The sequence below is a fragment of the Flavobacterium nitrogenifigens genome (assembly GCF_003254565.1).
Lineage (GTDB): Bacteria > Bacteroidota > Bacteroidia > Flavobacteriales > Flavobacteriaceae > Flavobacterium > Flavobacterium nitrogenifigens.
The window spans coordinates 70,120-91,270 of sequence record NZ_QJRI01000175.1 but is presented as its reverse complement, the minus strand read 5'-3'; the positions used below and the strand labels follow the sequence as shown (position 1 = coordinate 91,270).

The 21,151-nt window shown below is 32.4% G+C and carries 25 protein-coding genes and 1 pseudogene; 9 read left to right on the top strand and 17 right to left on the bottom strand.

Features of this window, described 5'->3' with window-relative positions; genetic code table 11:
• Positions 1–132 precede the first annotated feature (132 nt).
• The 5 genes from DM397_RS12415 to DM397_RS12395 form a co-directional block, all read right to left on the bottom strand.
• Positions 133–945, bottom strand: coding sequence for a hypothetical protein (locus DM397_RS12415; protein ID WP_111377841.1), 813 nt, complete (start codon positions 943–945; stop codon positions 133–135).
• A gap of 7 nt (positions 946–952) precedes the next feature.
• A complete protein-coding gene (locus DM397_RS12410; protein ID WP_111377840.1) occupies positions 953–1,870 on the bottom strand; it encodes an ATP-grasp domain-containing protein in 918 nt (305 codons plus the stop codon).
• Entirely contained in the window at positions 1,867–2,118 is a 252-nt protein-coding gene (locus DM397_RS12405; protein WP_142479044.1) for a hypothetical protein, read from the bottom strand. Before DM397_RS12405 ends, DM397_RS12410 begins: the two co-directional genes overlap by 4 nt.
• A gap of 220 nt (positions 2,119–2,338) precedes the next feature.
• Positions 2,339–3,238, bottom strand: coding sequence for a DNA-processing protein DprA (locus tag DM397_RS12400; RefSeq protein ID WP_111377838.1), 900 nt, complete (start codon positions 3,236–3,238; stop codon positions 2,339–2,341).
• A complete protein-coding gene (locus DM397_RS12395; RefSeq protein WP_111377837.1) occupies positions 3,235–4,404 on the bottom strand; it encodes a phosphoribosyltransferase in 1,170 nt (389 codons plus the stop codon). Before DM397_RS12395 ends, DM397_RS12400 begins: the two co-directional genes overlap by 4 nt.
• Positions 4,405–4,727: 323 nt before the next feature.
• On the opposite strand from DM397_RS12395, the gene DM397_RS12390 reads away from it, so the two are divergent.
• The gene (locus DM397_RS12390) at positions 4,728–5,444 is read left to right on the top strand and encodes a S1 family peptidase (RefSeq protein WP_162615486.1); all 717 of its coding nucleotides are present in this window, start codon (positions 4,728–4,730) and stop codon (positions 5,442–5,444) included.
• Between the two features lie 36 nt (positions 5,445–5,480).
• Here DM397_RS12390 and DM397_RS12385 read toward each other — a convergent pair.
• Positions 5,481–6,080 (bottom strand): annotated as a pseudogene (locus DM397_RS12385) (ATP-binding protein); the annotation flags it as partial.
• 65 nt (positions 6,081–6,145) lie between these two features.
• On the opposite strand from DM397_RS12385, the gene DM397_RS12380 reads away from it, so the two are divergent.
• Entirely contained in the window at positions 6,146–7,984 is a 1,839-nt protein-coding gene (locus DM397_RS12380; RefSeq protein WP_111377835.1) for a recombinase family protein, read from the top strand.
• Positions 7,985–8,149: 165 nt separating this feature from the next.
• Here DM397_RS12380 and DM397_RS12375 read toward each other — a convergent pair whose 3' ends face one another.
• Positions 8,150–8,686, bottom strand: a complete 537-nt coding sequence (locus tag DM397_RS12375) for a hypothetical protein (protein ID WP_111377834.1) — start codon at positions 8,684–8,686, stop codon at positions 8,150–8,152.
• Positions 8,687–9,081: 395 nt separating this feature from the next.
• Between DM397_RS12375 and DM397_RS12370 the strand changes: the two genes are divergently transcribed.
• A complete protein-coding gene (locus DM397_RS12370) occupies positions 9,082–10,083 on the top strand; it encodes a hypothetical protein (RefSeq protein ID WP_111377833.1) in 1,002 nt (333 codons plus the stop codon).
• A gap of 153 nt (positions 10,084–10,236) precedes the next feature.
• On the opposite strand, the gene DM397_RS12365 is transcribed toward DM397_RS12370, so the two are convergent.
• Positions 10,237–10,887 carry a recombinase family protein gene (locus DM397_RS12365; protein WP_111377832.1) on the bottom strand — a complete coding sequence of 217 codons (651 nt, stop codon included), beginning with the start codon at positions 10,885–10,887 and terminating at the stop codon, positions 10,237–10,239.
• Between the two features lie 365 nt (positions 10,888–11,252).
• On the opposite strand from DM397_RS12365, the gene DM397_RS12360 reads away from it, so the two are divergent.
• Positions 11,253–11,543, top strand: a complete 291-nt coding sequence (locus tag DM397_RS12360; protein WP_111377831.1) for a hypothetical protein — start codon at positions 11,253–11,255, stop codon at positions 11,541–11,543.
• Positions 11,544–11,657: 114 nt separating this feature from the next.
• Here DM397_RS12360 and DM397_RS12355 read toward each other — a convergent pair whose 3' ends face one another.
• From DM397_RS12355 to DM397_RS24220, 7 genes are all read right to left on the bottom strand, one after another.
• Entirely contained in the window at positions 11,658–12,080 is a 423-nt protein-coding gene (locus DM397_RS12355; protein WP_111377830.1) for a hypothetical protein, read from the bottom strand.
• An 82-nt stretch (positions 12,081–12,162) separates the two neighbouring features.
• Complete coding sequence (locus DM397_RS12350; RefSeq protein WP_111377829.1) at positions 12,163–12,465, bottom strand: hypothetical protein; 303 nt, start codon at positions 12,463–12,465, stop codon at positions 12,163–12,165.
• Between the two features lie 293 nt (positions 12,466–12,758).
• A complete protein-coding gene (locus DM397_RS12345) occupies positions 12,759–13,613 on the bottom strand; it encodes a DUF5131 family protein (protein ID WP_111377828.1) in 855 nt (284 codons plus the stop codon).
• A gap of 19 nt (positions 13,614–13,632) precedes the next feature.
• Positions 13,633–13,812: a hypothetical protein gene (locus DM397_RS12340; protein WP_111377827.1), complete on the bottom strand. Its 180-nt coding sequence runs from the start codon at positions 13,810–13,812 to the stop codon at positions 13,633–13,635.
• A 188-nt stretch (positions 13,813–14,000) separates the two neighbouring features.
• A complete protein-coding gene (locus DM397_RS12335) occupies positions 14,001–14,426 on the bottom strand; it encodes a hypothetical protein (protein WP_111377826.1) in 426 nt (141 codons plus the stop codon).
• A gap of 182 nt (positions 14,427–14,608) precedes the next feature.
• A complete protein-coding gene (locus DM397_RS12330) occupies positions 14,609–15,358 on the bottom strand; it encodes a DNA cytosine methyltransferase (RefSeq protein WP_260677857.1) in 750 nt (249 codons plus the stop codon).
• Entirely contained in the window at positions 15,253–15,495 is a 243-nt protein-coding gene (locus DM397_RS24220) for a DNA cytosine methyltransferase (RefSeq protein WP_111377824.1), read from the bottom strand. The genes DM397_RS12330 and DM397_RS24220 overlap by 106 nt, the downstream gene beginning before the upstream one ends.
• A gap of 548 nt (positions 15,496–16,043) precedes the next feature.
• On the opposite strand from DM397_RS24220, the gene DM397_RS12320 reads away from it, so the two are divergent.
• The 5 genes from DM397_RS12320 to DM397_RS12300 all read left to right on the top strand — a co-directional run bounded on the left by DM397_RS12320 (position 16,044) and on the right by DM397_RS12300 (position 19,108).
• Positions 16,044–16,763, top strand: coding sequence for a sigma-70 RNA polymerase sigma factor region 4 domain-containing protein (locus DM397_RS12320; protein WP_111377823.1), 720 nt, complete (start codon positions 16,044–16,046; stop codon positions 16,761–16,763).
• Positions 16,764–16,784: 21 nt separating this feature from the next.
• The gene (locus DM397_RS12315) at positions 16,785–17,129 is read left to right on the top strand and encodes a hypothetical protein (protein WP_142479043.1); all 345 of its coding nucleotides are present in this window, start codon (positions 16,785–16,787) and stop codon (positions 17,127–17,129) included.
• A gap of 115 nt (positions 17,130–17,244) precedes the next feature.
• Positions 17,245–17,724, top strand: a complete 480-nt coding sequence (locus DM397_RS12310; protein ID WP_111377821.1) for a hypothetical protein — start codon at positions 17,245–17,247, stop codon at positions 17,722–17,724.
• 6 nt (positions 17,725–17,730) lie between these two features.
• Positions 17,731–18,504, top strand: a complete 774-nt coding sequence (locus DM397_RS12305; RefSeq protein WP_111377820.1) for a class I SAM-dependent methyltransferase — start codon at positions 17,731–17,733, stop codon at positions 18,502–18,504.
• Positions 18,505–18,529: 25 nt separating this feature from the next.
• Positions 18,530–19,108, top strand: a complete 579-nt coding sequence (locus DM397_RS12300; protein WP_111377819.1) for a glycoside hydrolase family 19 protein — start codon at positions 18,530–18,532, stop codon at positions 19,106–19,108.
• A gap of 49 nt (positions 19,109–19,157) precedes the next feature.
• Here DM397_RS12300 and DM397_RS12295 read toward each other — a convergent pair whose 3' ends face one another.
• A complete protein-coding gene (locus DM397_RS12295; protein ID WP_111377818.1) occupies positions 19,158–19,553 on the bottom strand; it encodes a hypothetical protein in 396 nt (131 codons plus the stop codon).
• Between the two features lie 67 nt (positions 19,554–19,620).
• The gene (locus DM397_RS12290) at positions 19,621–20,961 is read right to left on the bottom strand and encodes a hypothetical protein (RefSeq protein ID WP_142479042.1); all 1,341 of its coding nucleotides are present in this window, start codon (positions 20,959–20,961) and stop codon (positions 19,621–19,623) included.
• Positions 20,962–21,151: the final 190 nt, after the last annotated feature.

The following is a 21,151-nucleotide window of genomic DNA, read 5'->3' as shown; positions in this document are numbered from 1 at the left end:
CTCAGTAATTCAATTTGCATGTAATTATTGACAGCCCAACAGAATATTTTTCAAACAATAATTTATTATAAAACCCTTAAACTAATACAAACAATAAATTCAACTACTTTCCTCATTATCTATATTTCATAATCAAGGTTTTTTCGTAGATACTCCATTAGGATTTATAGTATCATTGTTTTTTACATTGTCAGCTTTAGTTTTCAAAGAATCCTTAACCGATTTATTAGGCGTAATACTATTTTGCTGAATACTATAAGCCTTAACTTTTACAGTATCAATAACTGTCATCTTTAATTCTTTGATATTTGAAATTTTTATTTCGCTAGAATCTTCTTCAATCAAAAAAGAAGATACAATTATCATAAAAGTCAACAACCCAAAACCAAAATTTGCAATTTCAAAACATCGAGTCCCTAGAATTAAATTTTCTCCTTTAATATTATCTACAGGAGAGGCTTGGTTAACAATAATGACTAGATCATTTATTTCTTCATTTAAAAATTCAATTTCATTTTTTGCTCTTGAAGCTTTGGTTACTGAAGAAGCACTTCTTGTAGCATAACTATATTTATTGATTTTCAGGGTTTTTATTGCATGAAAAATAGTCATTAAATAATGAAACATAATAAAAACAAAAACTACCGTCAGAGAGACTTTAACCGCCCAAGACAAATCCTTAAAACCATCTAGTAACAACGGAACAAACAAGGCAAAAATAGAAGTTACAATACTTGCCTGTCCTACTAACTGAGAATTTTTATTTTCAATTGTTACTCTCCGATCTTTTTGATAACTATCAATTTCTTTTAAATATGTCAAATATCTATCAGCTAGTTTAATATCGGTAATATTTTCATATTGTTGTAAATTCTGCTCAAGATCAGTATCGCTTTCTACGTCTTTTTTAGCTTTTTTAAGCCCTATATATTCAAAGTACCACACACCTTATCTAAGTTAAAAAGTTTATTATTTCATCAGAGATTTGCAAACCAGCTTCCATTTCAAGCCATGCCCATTGCCCATTGGGATTAATTTCTAAAAAAACATAACCACCATCTTCTGTTTTTATCAAATCAATCGCGCCAAATGATAGATTCAATTTGTTAGTTATTAATTTACATTTGTTTTCAACTTCTACAGGCAAATCATATCTTTCAAATGGAATTTTTTCTTTTCTCCAATCAATTGACGTGTCTTCTCTAGATTGCGAATTTACTTTTCCTGCAAATACTTTATCATTAACAACTGTTACTCTTATTTCATATTGTTTATTTATATATTCCTGATAAATACACGGAGTCAAATCAAATTCAGTTAATTTTTGAATTATTTCTAAATCAAGCTTATTAGTGAAAATTGTTTTAAAACCATCTTTTCCTACTAATCTCCCTTGCCTTATTGGCTTTATTATAACATTACAACCATTCTGCTCAAAAAAATGACACAACTCTTTATGCGAATTTGTTACTAATGTATTTGGTATTTTAAACCCTATTGACTTTGCTATTTTTAATTGAAAAATTTTATTTTCAGCTATATAAATCTCTTTAGGATTACTTAACCATTTTTTTGTATCCGTTAGCGCATAAATGTTATCAAAAAGTGTCTCATAATCCCCTAACAAAAAAAGCTTTTCTGCTTCATCATTAATGTCAAGATCTGGCAATTTAGTTCTTCTAAACCACACAGAATCAAAATTGCTTATTCCATTAATTGTAAAATTAAATCCATCCTCATTTTTAAAATTGTAGAAATCTTTATGTATATCTTCACAATTAAGTCTGAAATAACTTATATTTTTTTTATTAAGCTTATCAACAACAAAATCAACCGTAAAATCTTCTTTGTGGGTAATTATTAAAATCATTTATCCGAATCCGTTGGTTCTTGAGATTCTGTAATTGTCATTGTATCCATCAATAATTTCAATGATGAGTAATTTCTGTCACTATCACTTGGTTCTGTAGTAGTAAAAGTTTCAGAACTAGTATCCATTAATCTTTTCACTCGAAATCTTGTATCATTATCTGAGTCAGTTGGCTCTCCAGTAGTTTTAGTAAAGGTCTCAGTATCCATATTTACATATGCTACAGCTGGAATATTAGTACCCTTCAATACTGATAAGTTTTTAGTTTTAGAATATTCTATAATTGAATAATCTAGATTTGTATTTTTAGGTCTTTCTGCAAAACTAAGTATTAATGGTCTCATTTTTAATTAAATTTAAATTACAATCCAGCACAAAATCACATATTTATTAATATCTCACATCAAGCTAATATATGAATAATACCATAAAAAACAATTGTTAAATATTATTAAAATACTTGTTACTTTATAGATTAAAATCAATTTCTGTTTGATCATTATTTTGTTTCTTATCTAAAAGTTCCTTAAAACTTTCTTGATCATCATAGATATACAAACCTTTAAAAGGATTCGTCAACAAAGTTTGAATTCCTGAATATTGCTCCAAAGACCTACAATCATCAGTAATTTTTTGCACAAGAACTTTTCTCCCATATCGCTTGGCAAAATTAATAGTATGCATAGTTCCTGAATTTGTTCCCATTTCTATTGGTATCACAATATCTGATAATGCAGACTGAATTCTATTTCTTTGTACAAAGCTTTTTTTACCTCTATTTATACCAAACATACTTTCAGATATAAGACATCCACCTGCATTTAATATATCGATCGCCAATTCATAATTTGTATTGGGATAAATTGAATCTAAAGAATTTGGCAAAACCGCTATTGTGTATTGGCTGTTTTTTAAAGCAATTAAATGAGCTATAGAATCAATCCCTTCCGCTAAGCCTGACACGATAGAATACTCTTCTTCATTAAGCCAATCAACAATTTTTTTTGTATTTGCATAAGCAAAAGAGGAAACATCCCTACTTCCTACGACAGCACATGTCTTATTTTCTTTAAATTCTCCTTTAATATACAAAACTGGTGGAGCGTCTTTAATTTCCTTTAATCTCTTAGGATAATTATCATCAAAAATCGAAATAGCTTTTATCCTATGATACCTTAGTTTTTGCAAACCAATTTTTGTTTTTTCAACACTCGCGTTAAGCTCTTTTTCATTCAGCTTCATTTTATTAACACAATATGCCAAAATCTCTTCCCTTTCCTTCAATTCTAATGCTTCATACATTAATCCAATATCATAATTGGTAATATATGTCAGGAAAATTAAATCATGTACCTCTAATTTATTCATAAAAAAGCGTCTTTTAATGAGTCTAACAATTCTTCTGAACCGCTATTATTTATAACCCCAGAAATCTCTTTATAAATTCCATTTTTTGTGTATTTATACGCTGGCGCATATAAATCGCCACTTAAACTATAATCATACATTTTATAAGTTAATTTAAACTTCCCCAGAGCAATAAAAATTACCTTATTCGCTCCTTCATGCTGAAGTAAATGCCTAACAGTTTCGCTCGAAGTACCATGAGTGCTAAAGTCATCTATTATACAAAAATTTTTACCTTTGATTTTTCCTTTATAATAAGGGTTTAGATGAATAGAGTCAAATTGAGAATCACATCCGTCTGAAACTCTAGATCCCGCACTAAGCATATTTCTTTTTACAGATGGCTTGTGTCTAATTAACAGATCTTGTGTCGTCCTACTACCAAATGATTTTCTTAGAACTTCTTTTATTGAAATTAATGCTTCATTAGGTTCACCACTAGATGAAGGATAACAAGCCCAATAATTAATATCTCTAATTTCTTTAAAAATTCTATAAAGACTTAAAAGACTATAAATTCTAAAAGGAGATTTGCCTTTTTCATACCCCGCTTTTAAATGAGATCTTAAATGATTACAAATTTCGATTTCTGTACGGTCTCTCATTTGACCAGTCATGGCATTAGTTAAGCCAAACAACTTAAATGACTCATCTATTGAATGAGAGAAAAACCATGGAGTAGCTATGTTTAGATAATGATCAAAGAAATAATAAAGTCTATCAATAGATAAAATACCTATTCCATAACCTTCTGAATAAATCCTATCATCTGGATTGTTTTTTTTTGCATAGTCAGCCGTTAATAACAAAATTCGAGCATTTGCCGCCAAAATCATATCATCATCTTTAGAACCAAGCACAATAATATCTTCGAAGAGAATATTCAATTTGGTAGATATGTATTCTATTAATTTAGGACTTTTCCTTATCCACTTAATTTCCGAAAGATTTAGAGTATAAATTCCCTCTGGTATAACTTCCAATGTCTCAGCATGATTAGATATCACCACAACTTTATGATCACTACTTAAACTTTTAAAATATTGCAAGGCTTCAAGAGAGCCTGGGAAAAATTCTTGCTTTTCTTTATCAAATAAAGCATCGGTGCTAGTTATAATTAACTTCATTCTTTTACCCTAAATAGTTAGTACTTAAAAACAAATATATTGCTAAATTTCTTTTAAAACTATTATAATAACCCTACAATATCTCTAAGGAATAAAATCTAAAATAGAAACAGCAAAAGCCAAATATTACGAATTAATAATTGACAATATGCATAATAAAATCTTACATTCGTATAATCAAATCTCATAGTTGACTAGATATAGCTTATTAATAAAAATCTTGTATCTAGTGCTGAAATCTTTGAAAAATAAATTCCATGGCAGAACAAGAAAAAAAAACTAAAGAAATTATATCCCCAAATCGCTTTAGAAATTTATATGACATGTATGGTGCAGGAGTAGCATACATTACTATTTTAGACAAAAATGGCGACGAAGGAATTGGATCTTGTTTTCATATTGGAGATAATGTTTTCATCACTGCAAGGCATGTTGTTGAAAATTGCACAATAAAAGAAATAGGCACAACAGTTCATCAACGTCGTCTTTTTGAAACAGAAGACACTCATAGCTCTGGAATGGTTAAAGTTAGTTTAGATTACACTCCTAAAACCACTTGCAACTTTAAAGGACCTTATTTTCATCCTGACGAAAAAATAGACATTGCCGCATTAATAATTGAAGATTTAAACTGCCCTACTCTTTTACTAGGTGATCATTTAGATGATTGGTTGGGTGACGAATTTCTTCTTTCAAATGCAATTATAATGGGATATCCAATAATTCCATTTTCTTCACACCCTATACTTGTAGTTTCTAAATGTGAAATAAATGCTATAGTTGATAAATACACTGGAGGACATCCACATTTTATTTTGTCTACAATGGCTAGAGGAGGTTTTAGCGGTGGTGCTGTTATATCCGAGAATGGCTTTGTCCTTGGTATTGCAGTAGAATCTTTAATTTCAAATCATCAACCTACAGAATTAGGATATACATCAGTAATGTCTGTAGAAGCTATTTACAATTGCATTTCACATCATCGAATTGTTCCTAAAAGCATAGATCTACGATGGGATGGCTTCTGGAATAAAGAATGACACAGACAGAGCTAACTGCAATAACTGAAAAAAAAAGATATTCAGAATTCTATCATAAGCTCTAGCAGAAAGATTCAGTCTTTCCATGGCTGTTTTTAACAATTCTTTTGAAGGTTCGTCTAAAACGCAAAATTCTCGAATTAGTTTACTGCTCATTTGTGCATTATAATGAACATTTTCAACGGCTTCAAATCGCTTGGTTTGAATTTCTCGTGCTGCTGTAACACGTTTACGAATTTCGACACTGCTTTCTGATTTTCGCTCATCTGATAATTTCTCAAACGGAACGGGCGTAACTTCTATATGAATATCTATTCGGTCTAATAATGGTCCCGAAATTTTACTCATATAACGCTGCATTTCGTGTGGCGAAGAAGTATTTGGCATACTTGGATCGTTAAAAAATCCGCTTGGACTTGGATTCATACTTGCCACCAACATAAAAGATGATGGATACGTAATGGTAAACTTAGCACGAGAAATTGTTACTTCTCGATCTTCCAATGGCTGACGCATTACCTCTAAAACATCACGTTTGAATTCTGGCAATTCATCCAAAAATAAAACACCATTATGCGCCATCGAGATTTCTCCTGGCTGCGGATAACTCCCTCCTCCTACCAAAGCAACATTAGTAGTTCTTATATAGTTGGTGGTCTAAAATTTATTAATAACTTTGCACAATATCAAGGTTATAGAATATGAAAAGATTTGCAGTTTATGTTAGAGTCAGTACCCAAGACCAATTTTTTGAACGTCAAATTTCAGACATTAAAGCATTTATTGAACGTGAAAACTTTGGCACTGATTACGAAATCGACTTATATAGCGAAAATATCTCAGGTTATAAACACGCTAAAAGCAGACCGCAATTAACGAAATTTTTAAACAAGGTTGAAGAAGACCCGAAATATTACAGTTGCCTATATGTCACCGAGCTTTCAAGACTTGGACGTGACCCACTCCAAACTAGACAAATCGTAAATGATTTGATAACTCAGAAGATTCAAATTTGCGTCACAACAAACGGCTCAAAGATGTTGGACGAAAACGGTAATCCTCATAAAATAACAATTGCCGTTTTTCAAATGCTAATGGAGTTTGCTGATATGGAAGCTGACACTTTCAAAAAGCGTAGTAGGTCAGGTTTACTACAAAGTGCTAGTGTTTTGGGTCGTGCTGGTGGTGGCTCATATTATCCGTATGGCTATAAAAAAGACGCTGATAAAAAGTTAGTTATTGACAAAGATGAAGCTGTAATCATTAAAGAAATTTTTGACCTTTATAGACAAGGAAACGGCTGCAAAAAGATTGCTGGCTACCTCAACAATAGACCAAATACACCAACTCGTACAGCCAAAAACTTTCAGAGCAAAGAATCCGAACAACAAAAATTTGGCTTTAAATGGGTCGATAAAACCGTAAACGATATAATTCGAAATCCAATCTACAAAGGTCAAAGAAGATATAAAGGCGATAAGCTTGATATTGATGACGATTATGATGGTGCAGTAATCAAACGAAAAGGAGAAAGATTCAAAGAACTAATCTTATCAGCACCGCCAATTATTTCTGCTCAATTGTATGACGAGTGTATCGAAATAATGGAAACTAAAACACATCGAAACTATCTTACTACTTACACTTACCTATTGAAAGATTTGCTTATTTGCGGTTGTTGTGGTCGTAACTATTTTGCAAAATTTAAGCCTGTTGAAGGTGGTGACAAGGTTTATATTTGTAGTTCCCGATTAAAACCTAAAGGTAATTGCGGTAACATTGGGGTCAATATATCGCTATTGGATTCTGCAATCTATAATGAAATTGTAAACAGTCCAAGCATATTGCAATATCTAGGAAATAGCGACCTTAAAAAAGAATTGGAAACAAAAATTCTACTTCTTGAAAGCGAGTTAAAAACAAATGACGAGATACTAAAGAAAATAGAAAAACGCAATATAAATGTTATTGCAATGCGTGAGGAGGGAGAAATCACAAAAGATGAATTTCTATCACGACGTGCTGTAATTACAAGCGAGGAAACCGAAGCAACCAACAAATATAATCTGATTTCAAAAGAATTATTTGAACTGCGCAAGCTATTGGCTCGTCAGGATGATAAACAAGCTACAGTGCAAATGCTAATCGATGCAAAAGACAATAGAGCTGAATTGAAATCAATCTTCAATCAGTTTATAAGCAGAGTAATCATAAACAAGCTTGATGCTAAAACTGTACTTGCAAGTGTTTTTATCTCAATAGCTGGTCAAGAACTACCCCAACCGTTAAAGCTATTTTTAAACATACGAGGATTAATCAACAAACCCATAAAATACCAGTACGTTCCATATTACAAAATGGCATCTGACCCAATTTACAAAAACAATATTCTTTTAGTAGATACAGATGAAATACTAGAAGAGTTACAAGCAACTATGAATACTTATGATGCAATCGTAGACAAAATGCATCACAGCTTGATTACGATAAAAAAAGAAAACTTAGTTTTGATTGAAAAAACGTACCCTATTCTTGGCTAAAATTTCAAATTCAATTTATATTAATTCCAATAAGATTTTTAATTTTGAATCGTGCTTAAAGACTTCGTACGTCTAGTGCGTTGCTTTTTCTCTTTATAACAAGCACTTGTTATAAACAAACCCCTATAGTGCTGTAGGGGTTTTATCATTTTATAGCTTATATCTTTAGAAATGCTTACTTATAAAATCTTTAATTTCATCCCATTTCAAAATTAATGTGATTATCGGAATTAAAAACAAAATAAATTTTACGAAAGCACTATCTAAAAATCTTTTAATCCCTTTTGGAAAAGTTGAAAACAGAAAATCACCAAGTACTTTTGCGCCTTTCGAAAACCAAATAATAAACCTTTTAAATCGAGTTGGAACATAAATTTTATATTTTTCACAATTGAATTGATAAGCTCTTTTTCCGCTTTCGGTAATTTTTAAAATATAGTAATCATTAGTTTTTTCTAATACTTCAACATAATTTAATTTAACTGTGTATTCAATTTCAAAAAAACGCTTAACAGTAACATATACACTATTTTTCCTTAGTGTTAAAACATCAATTTTCGCAGTATTTTTCCTAGACTTCATTAATAAATTCAAAACAAAATCACTGTATATTTTAGATTCGTTTTTTGGCAATTCAATTTCTTTAAAACCAAGTAAAATATTATCGATGGCTTCTCTTACTTTATATCTGTTATGTTCCATTTGGTTTAGTTTGAAAATGCAAAACTAAGATTTTTTCTACACATCTTTTGCAATTTTACACTATGGCTTAAATACAGGGCTTAATTTAAAAGATTTAATGATACCTGTTGACTAATTGAAAATGGTTAGTATAATTGGTTAAAATAGGTTGTAATTCATAAACCAACCTCATATTTAAGTTTATGCTATTATCAAAATCCTATTGGCGTTCCTTACCAATGTTTTTTTTTATAGTAAGTTTACTGTATTCTTTAACTGCTGTACTGAGCAGTATAAATGGTAAATTAAGAACTCCCCAGCATTTCGGTATTGGGGTTTTTCTTTTTATCTTGATTGATTTACATTTTTGACCCTAGTAAAATTTATGACTATTTTTATAACCTAAAATATTTTAAATGGAAAATTTAAGTACTGCTTTTGTAGATATTATAAAGGATGACAAACTGCAAGATGTGACTAAGGAATTAACCGAATTTACTATCGATTCTGTTCTCAAAGATGGATTGTTAAAAGATTTTCCAGTTATCAATGTTTTGACGGGACTTTATAGTATCAATTCTAGCATTCAAGATAAATTGTTCTTGAAAAAAATCATAGCTTTTATTAAAAACCTGGATGATACTACTGCTAGGGAACGTCAAGAAATGATTAGCAACATAGAAACTTCAGAAGAGTATGGCATAAAAGTTGGAGAAAAGCTTCTCTTCTTGATAGATAAATGTGATGACTACTCAAAAGCAGGAATTGTTGGAAGTTTGTTTAATCAAGTAGCGAAGAAAAATTTAACATACGATGAATTTCTCCTATGCTGTATAATTGTAGAAAAATGTCTTATTAAGGATTTGATTGGATTTGTCAAAGACTACAAGAACAGTTACACTATGACTAATGATAACGATTTACTTAACTGGGGCTTACTTGCAATTAAAAACATTAAGGAACAAATAATTGTTTTAGAAGTATCAACTGGCGGTAGGCTACTAAAAAAAAATCTTATTCCGTATATAGATTCTCGAATCCAAATGCAAGGACTTAGAAACAAGAATTTATTTGAAATTGAAACCTATTTTATCAGAATATTTGAAAAGTATTCAACTCTTACAAGATGGTATGAATCTGGTCAAAGTATTATGGAAGCAGTTGCAGAACTATGCAATAATTTCATTATCAGTGATGATGATTTTAACACAATTGTTTTCAAAGTACATATGCAAGGTTTAGGACTTTTTAGAATGACCGAAACATATATAACATTACTTCAAAGAAGAGAGAATTTCCACAACAATGAATTTAATCTAGAAAGATGGAGAAAATATCTCAGCTATTATGCTTGGAATCAAAACAAGATAAATGTCGAAAAATACAATAGACCAATAGAACCACATAGTATTTTATAAGTTATAGCTCTACTTTTTTCGTTTATGGTCACTGGGGCGTTTAATATATATGCGTGTTCCAAAAAGCCCAAAAACACCGAAATCACAAACTATTTGAAGTATAATAAGCCACGCTAAGGGCTTATCTTTTTGTTTAACACCTTAAGATGACTGCTAAGCAAACGGGTCAACAAGCTTGTTATAATAGAACTTCCCACCTAGCTCTTGGAATGCTTTAGAAACACGTTGAACAGTGCTTGGATTCTTCTTGGTAATACTGGCAATCTCTCTAACACTATAAGACTTATCTTTCTGTTTCGCTCTACGTTGAAGATATTTAATAATATCAGGATGCTTACCGCACAACTCAGCTGGTGTAAACTTACTACCTGCTTCCCTGCCCTTATAAACTCCTTTCTCTTTAGCCAGTCTCACACCTTCGGCTTGTCTTTCCCTGAGTGTATTAAGTTCCTGCTCTGCAATATTAGCAAGTATTGTAACCACCATCTTAAACGCTCCTGATTCTTTACCATCAATCAAAGAATGCATACCAATATTATGCACATAGACGTTTACGCTTTTGGTGGTCATATACTCAAGTGTTCCGAGAATATCCAGCAGATTACGACCAAGCCTCGACACCTCGTGTACTGTCACTTGAGTAATCAAACCTGCTTCAATATCCTGCATTAATTGCTGGGCTTGTGGTCGGTCTGCAAACTTAGTTTTACCACTTATAACATCAACATATAGCTTATCACTATCGTTAACCTGTCGCTCTGTATTTTGGCTCTTATCTGAGATTCTAATGTATTTGGCAATCATAACTTTTTCATTTGTTGATTGGATTAAAACAAAGTTATAAATATCTTCTATATCGCGGTAGGGTTTACCCTAAAAAGAAAACAATTATTTCTCTTGTCAATCCTTATTATCAGCGGTTTTACTGATGTTTCCACTGTATGCTTTGTAACTATCCTGTCTAGCATACATAAATAACATAAAAAAATGCACCGAATTATGGCACATCATTTTATAAATCTTTTGTTTAAAGCGGTTTACAAATTAAAACTCTACTTCAACTATAGAAATTATAGTTTACAAAACCAAAAAAGTAAATATTTGAGTGAAGAAAAAAAAGTATTTCAATTTAAAAAAAAGAAATTCGTACATTTATCAAAAATCTAACTATGTTACCAAAAGGCTTTACTTTATTCCTCCAAGGAATGATGTACTACAATCACAACTTAAACACTAATGCGACATTGATAAGTCACAATGTAAACTTAGATTACTTAAATTCTGCCGTTATGACTTTTTACGACAATAACTCAAGCATTGATGTAAGATTTTCAATTGACAAAAATATCACTATGACTTTTATACCAATTAATGTTAAAGGTTTTAGTCCCGAAATGGTAGAATCAATCTTAAACACTTTAAAAGATTGGGAATATGGTATCTCAACTTTCTTTAATTAATTCCCTTTAAACCAGTCTGCATTAATAACTAAATCATCTCTACTCCCTTTTCACCAGTTGGTGGAGCCAGTTGAAATTATCTTCTGTTTTTAACTGTAACTTTCTTAAGCGCTTTTAGGATTCGTTGTCTTTTCGGTAATCAATAATTACGTTCAATACAAACTGAACTACAAAAAAAACTCCCAGTACTCCGTATGCATAACGCAAAAAACAGGTAAAACTCACTGAATAGTAATAACTAATTAAAATTGATATATTAAGTAAGATTATAGAACAAATAGTTAGTAATGGCGTCGGATTCGCTTCTTCAGTCAGGATTAATCCCATAAGATGTAGCGAGGCAAAGAATGTCGAAACGTACCAAACAAAACCTAAAGCAAAAATTAAAGCTATTTGAGCATAAACAGGAAAAACAAAAAAATCAGGCTTAAATAACATAAAAGGAATCACCCAAAAACCAATTACTATCGCCAATGAAACTAGTGTCGATTTAACATTACTGTTTAAATCTTTGAAAAGCCCTGCAAATTCACTCATCTTATTTTTTTTTATTATCTTGATTTAGAATGACGAATGTAATAAAATTTAATAATTGATGTAATTTTTTTATTCACTGGACTTATTTAGAGGCTTTTCTAAGCTCTTTCAATTCTTGGGATTTCTCTTCAAATTTCGCTTGCAAAGCTTCTATAATGTGGCGTTTGTGATATTTGCCCGAATCTTTGAAATTTAGTTCCAGTTCGCAAATCTCATCATTTCCGAAAACTAAATCCGCTTTGCCATCGGCTGTAAATTTAAACTTTGGATTTAGATTTGCTTTTAGATTTTCCCTGACCCAAGCGGGCTGGTACTTTTCTGTAGCTTCTATAGCACTTACAATGTCTTTCAGATAATCTTTCAATGCTTTGATTTCGTGCTCCATAGTAGTCTTTATAACGGTTCTGATTATAAATTTAACTAAACTATTGGAAATGAATCAATAAAAAGTGTTTTAGTTGATAACTGTGTGTATTTGGGATTGGTTGCACCCTAAGAGTTCAAACGGGCTTCTTGAGCCTTTTTAAAGTCTGCAAGCATCTGTTCCAGCTCGCTACTTATTTCTTCTTCTCTTGGGTTTTCTGTCATACTCAATAATTTTAATTAATACTAATTAATTGCTTGGCTTGCTTTTCTATTGAGTGGTTGAGACGGTTCTTTCTCCTTTTGGCTACTGCATTAGCTTGCTAACTTAACCTGTTCTGATTCATCGGTTCCTTGAACTTCAAAACTTTTCGGAAATTCCCGAACCATTAAATCCTCAGGAATTGGCAATACCTTGTCAATCTGCTTAAAGAAATACGGAACTCCTTTTGTTTTGCAGTCGTCTCGCAAGATTCTGCCCCAGTCAGTGTTAAACGGTCTTCTCTTATTTCCGCTCTCACCGCCACAAATTACCCAATCCACCAAATCAAGTAGTGCCCTATCTGTTCCGTCATTGGCTTTTGCCATTAAATCGACCTTATCCAATTGAGGTTCAACAGATAGAAATCTCTGACCGTTTACCTTTGATAATTGGACAATCAGCTTATCAGCAGTCTCTTGATTCACAGGTGATGTTCCAAACATTACATTCTTTGGAGAATTCTGTTTCCAGCTCTCAGGAATGTATTTATTGATGTTTGATGGTCTTTTGGTCAATAACAAGAACATAAGATTTGGTGAATTCGGAACAACTTCATTGAAAAACTTATCTCTCAACTGTCCTGTATTCCAAAATTCTGCCTCACCTTCCTCATAAGGATTACCTTTGTGGTCTACTAATGACATTGGTTTTTCGAAAATATCCATCATTGACCCAACGAAAACCTTATGTATTTCGTTTTTCTTTTCAGCTTCTTTCTGAAATCTATCAAATTCAGTCCAAACGCTCTTAATCATTCGCCTAGGTTTGTCATTTCCCCAAACGTCACTACCTACTCGCTTTGCAATTTTGCCCGCATAGCAGTTTGCACACCCCTCGTGTACTTCTGTGCATCCCCACCAAAGGTTTGCAGTGTGGTTCGTCCACTCAATTTTACTGTTTTCTGCCATTCATTTTAATTTTTAATTGTTAATTACTTTTCTGTTGTTCTTTTTCTTGTTTGATTTCTTCCAATATATTTTGGTCTACTAAATACGTAAATCCGTACACATTTGGCATTCCCGCTTTGTGCCACTCTTTACTACCAATCATAACTCTTGGAAAATTTGAAGAGTGTTTCTTCCAATCAATTTTACAGTTTTCTACCATTCATTTAATTTTAAGTTACTATTTATTAATTATTCTCATTTTCGGCTAGTGCGTGCCAGTTATTAATAGTGTTTTAGTTGATAGTCTGTGCGGTGTTAACCTTTCTGTTGTGCTCTGCTCTTTTCAAACAGTTCGAACAACTCTCTTAGTTCCTTGTTGATTTCACTTTCTATCATAATTGTTAATATTTAGTCCTCAGAAAGAAGAAACAGCTTAATCACATCACCCAAATAAACACTTGTAATATTATCATCGTTATCAGCAATTAGAATATGATTATCTTTAGTCATATCCTCACGTAAATAAGATTGGTTTCCAATACCATACGCTACATCAACCATTTCGTGAAGTCGGTCTATTGGTATTTCTGAAAATTCCAACTCAACTTTTATAATTGGACTGTTAAAATTGATTGTCATTGAAGCAATTTGTTCTTCACCGTGTTGTACAATTACTGGTTTGCCTCCAAAACTGCGGATTGTTTCCATTAATGATAAATCCGTAAATTCTGCTTTCTTTTGAAAGTGGTGTACATTTGAGATTTGAAATGTTTTTCGGTTTCTCAATTTAGCAATAAGCATCTCTTGATGTTTGTTTAATTTAATTTCACTCATACTTTATTTTTGGTTTAAAATGTTAAAATTTAATTTTTTATATAAATTTATATGAATTTCTTTTGGTAACTCAATTAAGTTATATATCTTTGTCTCGGACTTATAGTACACTTACTATAAATTTTTAATTCGAATACAACAAAGGTACGTATTTTATCCGAAATACGCAACTTTTTCCTATATTATTTTACCAACCCCTGTAAAATATGGGCTATCACATCGATTGTCCAGCCATTTCCTAACATATTGTAACGCTGAGTATCGCTGACTCCTGACGTGTAGCCCTCGGGTACGTTCTGCAGTCTCTCATACTCCAACGGTGTCAATTTCCTTGGTTTTCCGTCTTGCAATACTTTCTTTTGGTGATTTCCACCTTTTAAGCACGTAAGCGTTCCACATTTGCCTTTGAGGTTGTAAACACGTTTTAAGATGTCGTGACCGTTGATATGCAATGTAGCTTGCACCTTTTCGTTGTCTCCAAGATAATCAAAGCTTTGAGCGTACCAATACTTGGGTGCTGGGTTTTGCTCCACAATATCCCCTAAAACAATCCCTTTGTCAATTGGCTGGGCCGCAACTGGTATGTTTGTCCAATAATAGCGGTCACGGTCTTGGGCAGTGGTCAGATTGCTGTTAATCCTGATTGGTTCGCACTCTAGTGCTTGGCTGATTACGTCACTGTTTGCGTTGGTCATACTAGCGACATTCTCAAAGAGAAAATACTTGGGCTTGGTCTCGTTGAGGATTCGTAGATACTCGTAAAACAACTTAGACTTATCACCCGCAAGCCCTCCGTTGTGTTTAATATTGTTGATTGTGGTAATGCTTAGGTTTTGGCAAGGCGACCCCCAAGCAGTAAGTTGATGCTGGGCAAGTCCTTTGCGTTGATGTTGTACACATTTCCAAGCTGTTGAGTATTTGGAAAGTTGGATTGTGTTACTTGTATTGCATATCTGTCGATTTCACTTGCAAAGTAGTTGAAGTGTGTTATTTCTGCTTTGTGTAACGCTAGTTGTCCGCAGCTCATACCGTCGAATAAGCTCAGCACGTTGAAGTGTTTGTTTGTCATAATATTTTATGACAAGTATCGACCAGCTTTGCGTTGAAGTAAAGATTATCGTTGAAGTATATTTTTTTTTCCTTTATCTATAAAACAACTTGAACTTTCTTCAACTAGTGTATATTTATTATTATATAGTATTTTATTATTTCTTATATATTTCTTATTATGACGTACTCAAATGAGTACCGAGAAGTACTCAAACAAGTACCAACCAGTACCCAAATGAGTACCAAGAGGTACTCAAATCAGTACCAAGACATAAAAACAGGTACTCAAATAAGTACCGAGATTAAAACAATAAGTACTCAAATGAGTACCTTAAATTGCTTATAGATATTTGGGACAAGAAATCACAATCACTTCAACTATAACAAATAATTATAATAACATAATAAAATATTATATCTGAAAATTGTTGACTTATTGAAATTTAAGAAGTACCATTGTAAAAATCAGCAAAGATTTCAAAAACCTTGGTGCTGGTAGGTAGCTCCTGCCAGCTTCTAGTCCAAGTAAAAAACTAGACCATAACACAAATACTAGAATAAAAATGAATGACAACACAAAAACAGCTAACCAAGTTAGAACAGCTTCAACAACAACATAATGGAATAAGATTCATTAGAAGCTATCCAATATTAAACTACATAAAAACTCTTTCACCGACCGATAAGCAATTAATCGAGTTGATATTATCCTACCAAGATAACGGACAACCTTTTCAAATGAAATATGAAACTATAGCCGATATCCTAAACATAGGCTATCAAACTGTTAAAAACAGAGTCACCAAGCTAAGCAAAGAAAACATAATCATCACCAACCACAAGTCAAACTTTAACGGTGTTGATGGCGGTAGCTCTACAAAGTTAAGTGTCGATTTAGATGTATTGATAACTATGATTGAAACACCAGCCGAAAGTAAACCAGCTTCAACGCTAAAACCAGTCCAAGAACGTGAGCCGATACTAATAGCTAAATCTGAACAACCAATACCAGCCGAAACGAAAAAGCCTGATGAAGTTGAGATAGTACAGACTGACCCAAAAAAGGCTTTAATGTTCGAACGCTATAAATCCAAGTTTTACTATTCCAAAGCTGGTGATACAATGACTCCAGCAGATTTTCATAGTCTGACTGACAGGCGATTTATGGACTTGCCAAAAGTAACATCTAGAGTTATTGGCTTGCCAGCCGATAATTTTGACGTGTTTTGGTTAAAGGTTCAAGAGTTAAAAAAAGACCTGTTAGCAACTGAGCAGGCATATCAATAACGAAAAATAATAAAGGTATGAATGAAAAGAAAATTCAACAAGAACAAGCTCGTAACCTATGTGTTAAACGACCACAACAAAACGATTAAAATAAGATACTACAAAAGTATGATTGCAATGTATTTCGAAACTGGAATCGTTTACAAGTACATCTTTAAAAACAACAACTGCTTAGAATACAAATACATCAACGGCACGCTAATTGGTTGTACGGTGTGGGAAAACAAGACACGCCAGTCATTGATAGAAGATATTCAAGATAGCCACGCTGGAAAACCAAAAGCGGCCCAACCTATCGAACAGACCCGCCAAGAAAAACAAAAGAATTTCTTCAACGCAATAACATCATTTTTCAATTCCATTTAACAAGTGAGCCAGCATTTATTTACTGGCTTATTTTATTTTCGATTTCATCTTAAAAATTTTCGGTTACTATTTAGTTTTTTCGCTTGTAGCATATATTTATTAATAAACGATAGATATGACAGCAAACGAAATAAACCAAAACATCTCGAAAGATGAAGCAATTGGACGAGCAAGATTCAGTGACTTCCAAATAACGCAACAACCTGACTGGGATATAAACAAATTTTCAGAAACTACATCAGCTTCTTGGGATGTTGCTTATTATACTGGAACTACTAGAGATATGGTAATCGGTGAAATTAAAAACCGATATAAAAGCGACAACCAGTATGACACTTGGATTCTTGAAGAAATAAAAATCAGAGGACTATTTGAAACCAAAAGACTTTTACAACTTAAATATCCTAATGCAACTATTTACATTCATTACATCAATTTTTACAACAATACGGATAAACCAAGGTTTTGGGATATTACAAACCTTATTCCTGATTTTGAAAGCAATAGCTATCCTAAAAACTCATTCGACCCAAATGCCAAAATAGTCGATAAACTTTCAATGATGCTAAAAAATAACGAAGCTATTAACCTTTAACTCTGATTGAGCAAATTAACTAAAAAACAAATCGCTGACCATAACATTGCTGTTGAACTATTAAAAAAAGATTCGCTAACATTTGAGGAAAAACTTATCGTTTATGAAAAATGGAATGAATCTGCTAATAGTCTAAACTCTGAAGCTGGCGCATTCTTTACACCAATTGATTTAGCAAGAGATTTTTCACTTCAAATTTATGAAGGCGCGAAAATTGTTGATATGTGCGCTGGCATCGGAATGCTATCATTCTTTGCTTACCACTACAATAAATGCACCGACATAACGTGTGTCGAACTAAATCCACAATATGTTGAAGTTGGAAAAAAGCTACTGCCTGAGGCAAAATGGATATGCGGGTCAATATTCGATTTTGAGCAACTCGAACACTATGACCAAGCCATTGGAAACCCACCATTTGGTAAAATAAAAACTGGAATCTCAACAAGCAGCAAACTTAAATACAAAGGTTCTGAGTTCGATTTAATAACAATTGAAATTGCTTCATTAATTGCCGATTGCGGAGCGTTTATTGTGCCGCAAATGTCAACGCCTTTTAGATATTCAGGCTGCCATTTTTTTGAAGACTTAAGAGAGAATTCAAAAGGCTACAATCCTTATGAAAGAAGTTTACCGCAAAAAGTTCAAAAGTTCATAAACGAAACCAAGTTGAACTATGAATTTAATATAGGAATTGACACATCGGTTTATATCAATCAGTGGAAAGGTGTGAGTCCAATGTGTGAAATAATAACATTTGATTTCACAGATAAAAAATAACAATACTATTAACCTTTTAAATTAAGTGAATGAATTAATACAGCAATTAAATACCAAATACAATACCATATTAAATCAATACGGCTTAGACACCCAATTAAGACGCGTGCACTTTTGGTCACAACTATACCACGAAAGCAAACTTGTGCCACGTGCCGAAAACCTCAGCTACTCAGCTGAAAGACTTTTAAAGATATTCCCTAAATACTTTAAAGATTTAGAGACGGCAAAAAAATATGAACACCAACCCGAAAAGATAGCGAACTACGTTTACGCTAACCACAATGGTAATACTGAAAGCAGTGACGGCTGGCATTATCGCGGTCGCGGATTTATCCAGCTAACGGGCCGCAATAACTATGAAGCATTTTCAAAGCATTTAAACAACGATAAGATATTAAGCGAACCCGAATTATTACTAACTGAAGTTAACGCATTGGTGAGCGCATTGTGGTACTGGAAGATGAATAAAATTAATTCAGTCATTGACAATAACAACGAGTTATCAATCCAAAGAGTAACCCGCAAAATCAATGGTGGAACAACAGGGATTGCACAGCGTATTGTCCTATTTCACGAAGTATCAAAGCTCAAACTATTATAAAATAAAAAACCTCGAAAAATAATTTCGAGGTTTTTTATTTTAAAATATGTCAATCATAAATTTCAACGATTGGATTTACTTTGATGAATTCGGTTTTATTATTCTTTTTTCTAACTAAATAAACTGTGGCGCTACTAAAAAAGTTTACCAATTCAGCATTGTTTAATTTATTCTTTTTGTTTTTATTGTAATATTTTGAAGTCCTTACAAAATCTTTCAGACACAGCACTTCATTAGGTTGTAAATCATTTACAACTTCAACTCCTTTAAAATAAAATTCCTCATCCTCATTTTTATCTTTTATCAAAAACGTATTGGGTTTAGTTTTGGATTCGATAATGTACGAATCATCTAACTTAAAAAAGAATGTACCATTTAATTTTTCTTGAGCGTGTAAATTGAATCCAAATAAAAGTATGGCTAATAAATAAATGTGTTTTTTCATAACTCGATTTAAAGTAGGTAATTGAATTTAGTTAACTAATATACAAAAAGTATCATTATTAATACCTTTATGGACAAGGAACAGTTTTACTTAAAATAGGAACTCTGCTTGCCAATGAATTAATAGATGCTTTTTTATCTGCCGACAAATCCGTCCAAGCTTTTACATTACTGTCTTTTAAACCTCCCCACGCCATAGCTTCATAGAAAGCATCACTTGGGGCTTCACCATAATATTTCACATAGTTGTTATAATCACTATTCAGTACTGTTTTATGAAATTCCTTTAAGGCATCTCTCATACTAGTAAGATAGACTTGAGCCATTGCGTTGTGCTGATTTTCATATGTTTCAAAAACCTTTTTAAAATCTCTAGCATCAGCATCATTAGGATTTGTTGTATTTAACTTTCTATACATATCTGCGTGTATATATTCGTGTAAGATTATTCTAGCAGATTCCAAAGCCGCAAGTCCATCTAATCTACTTGTGCTTATTTCTATAGTCATAAGGCTATTCACCTTATCAAAACCTGTAGTTCCATTCACTTCTTGATTGGTTGATGAATAAACTTTAGGAAGTGAAACAATCTGAATATTAAATTCTGATTTTCCAGCAAATTGACTAAATATATTTTTCACAAAATTATTTCCCGCACTACTCAATAAATCATTTAAACACTTTGCTTTACCTGTTAGCAAATTAGTTATTCTTTCAACTAAAACACACTCCCCAAGTTTATACCTATATCCTGCTGGACAACCTTCCGAATTAGAGTCAGACGTCCCTCCACCACCATAACTTGGTCCAGGATTTTCACCGCCTCCACTAGGTACTCCATTTCCTCCACTACCTCCGTAGCATCCTACTTCATAAAGAGGCGTAAAACTTCCATCTGAACCCCACCAGCCAAAATACACACAAGCATATTCTTGCATTTTTCCAGTGGTTGAATGCTCGACTTTTTCACCGTCTTTAAATTTAATTTTATTTCCGATATTAGTAGCTAATTCTTGAACGTAAATATTACCATCAAAATTATCTTTGATATTATAGTAATTGTAATTTTTATCTTGAACACTATAATCTTCATCATTTGCGAATATCTGAACATAAAAAAGTTTATACACATTTTGTTCATCTCTCACAAACATTAATCGATGATGGTCATTATATTGGTCGGCTTCTTTAGTGCTGGCACTTAAATTTTCTGTTAGAGTAAATGGTACTTCTACAACTTCTCCTATTTCACCATTTGAAACAATTGCATTTTGCCATTGCAAATCTTCAATATAATTTAAAACCGTTGCGTTGTAATCCTTTTGATGATTATCAAACCAAACTTTAGCCTCCAAAGGAGACTGGGCAACATTCTTCTGCGCAATTTCTTCAGTAGCACAACTAGTCATTAATAACACAGAGCCCAAAAAAAATAAGCCCTGAAGCATTTTTGTAATTTTTTTCATAAGTAGTTAATTTCTTACCGCGAAAATAAAAACAATCAATCATAAACAAAGAAAAAACTTATAAACATTATCATTACGGAATCCCGTAATGAATTTAAATTTTTTAATCTTTAATTTATGATTCTAAATTCAA

Coding starts and splice junctions, on each gene's coding strand:
- DM397_RS12365 (WP_111377832.1), bottom strand. CDS start 10,887: ATGATTGCCAAATACATTAGAATCTCAGATAAGAGCCAAAATACAGAG.
- DM397_RS12400 (WP_111377838.1), bottom strand. CDS start 3,238: ATGAATAAATTAGAGGTACATGATTTAATTTTCCTGACATATATTACC.
- DM397_RS12410 (WP_111377840.1), bottom strand. CDS start 1,870: ATGATTTTAATAATTACCCACAAAGAAGATTTTACGGTTGATTTTGTT.
- DM397_RS12340 (WP_111377827.1), bottom strand. CDS start 13,812: ATGGTAGAAAACTGTAAAATTGATTGGAAGAAACACTCTTCAAATTTT.
- DM397_RS12320 (WP_111377823.1), top strand. CDS start 16,044: ATGACAACACAAAAACAGCTAACCAAGTTAGAACAGCTTCAACAACAA.
- DM397_RS12350 (WP_111377829.1), bottom strand. CDS start 12,465: ATGGAGCACGAAATCAAAGCATTGAAAGATTATCTGAAAGACATTGTA.
- DM397_RS12370 (WP_111377833.1), top strand. CDS start 9,082: ATGGAAAATTTAAGTACTGCTTTTGTAGATATTATAAAGGATGACAAA.
- DM397_RS12395 (WP_111377837.1), bottom strand. CDS start 4,404: ATGAAGTTAATTATAACTAGCACCGATGCTTTATTTGATAAAGAAAAG.
- DM397_RS12390 (WP_162615486.1), top strand. CDS start 4,728: ATGTATGGTGCAGGAGTAGCATACATTACTATTTTAGACAAAAATGGC.
- DM397_RS24220 (WP_111377824.1), bottom strand. CDS start 15,495: ATGACAAACAAACACTTCAACGTGCTGAGCTTATTCGACGGTATGAGC.
- DM397_RS12380 (WP_111377835.1), top strand. CDS start 6,146: ATGAAAAGATTTGCAGTTTATGTTAGAGTCAGTACCCAAGACCAATTT.
- DM397_RS12310 (WP_111377821.1), top strand. CDS start 17,245: ATGACAGCAAACGAAATAAACCAAAACATCTCGAAAGATGAAGCAATT.
- DM397_RS12315 (WP_142479043.1), top strand. CDS start 16,785: ATGAAAAGAAAATTCAACAAGAACAAGCTCGTAACCTATGTGTTAAAC.
- DM397_RS12355 (WP_111377830.1), bottom strand. CDS start 12,080: ATGAGTGAATTTGCAGGGCTTTTCAAAGATTTAAACAGTAATGTTAAA.
- DM397_RS12360 (WP_111377831.1), top strand. CDS start 11,253: ATGTTACCAAAAGGCTTTACTTTATTCCTCCAAGGAATGATGTACTAC.
- DM397_RS12290 (WP_142479042.1), bottom strand. CDS start 20,961: ATGACTAGTTGTGCTACTGAAGAAATTGCGCAGAAGAATGTTGCCCAG.
- DM397_RS12335 (WP_111377826.1), bottom strand. CDS start 14,426: ATGAGTGAAATTAAATTAAACAAACATCAAGAGATGCTTATTGCTAAA.
- DM397_RS12375 (WP_111377834.1), bottom strand. CDS start 8,686: ATGGAACATAACAGATATAAAGTAAGAGAAGCCATCGATAATATTTTA.
- DM397_RS12295 (WP_111377818.1), bottom strand. CDS start 19,553: ATGAAAAAACACATTTATTTATTAGCCATACTTTTATTTGGATTCAAT.
- DM397_RS12345 (WP_111377828.1), bottom strand. CDS start 13,613: ATGGCAGAAAACAGTAAAATTGAGTGGACGAACCACACTGCAAACCTT.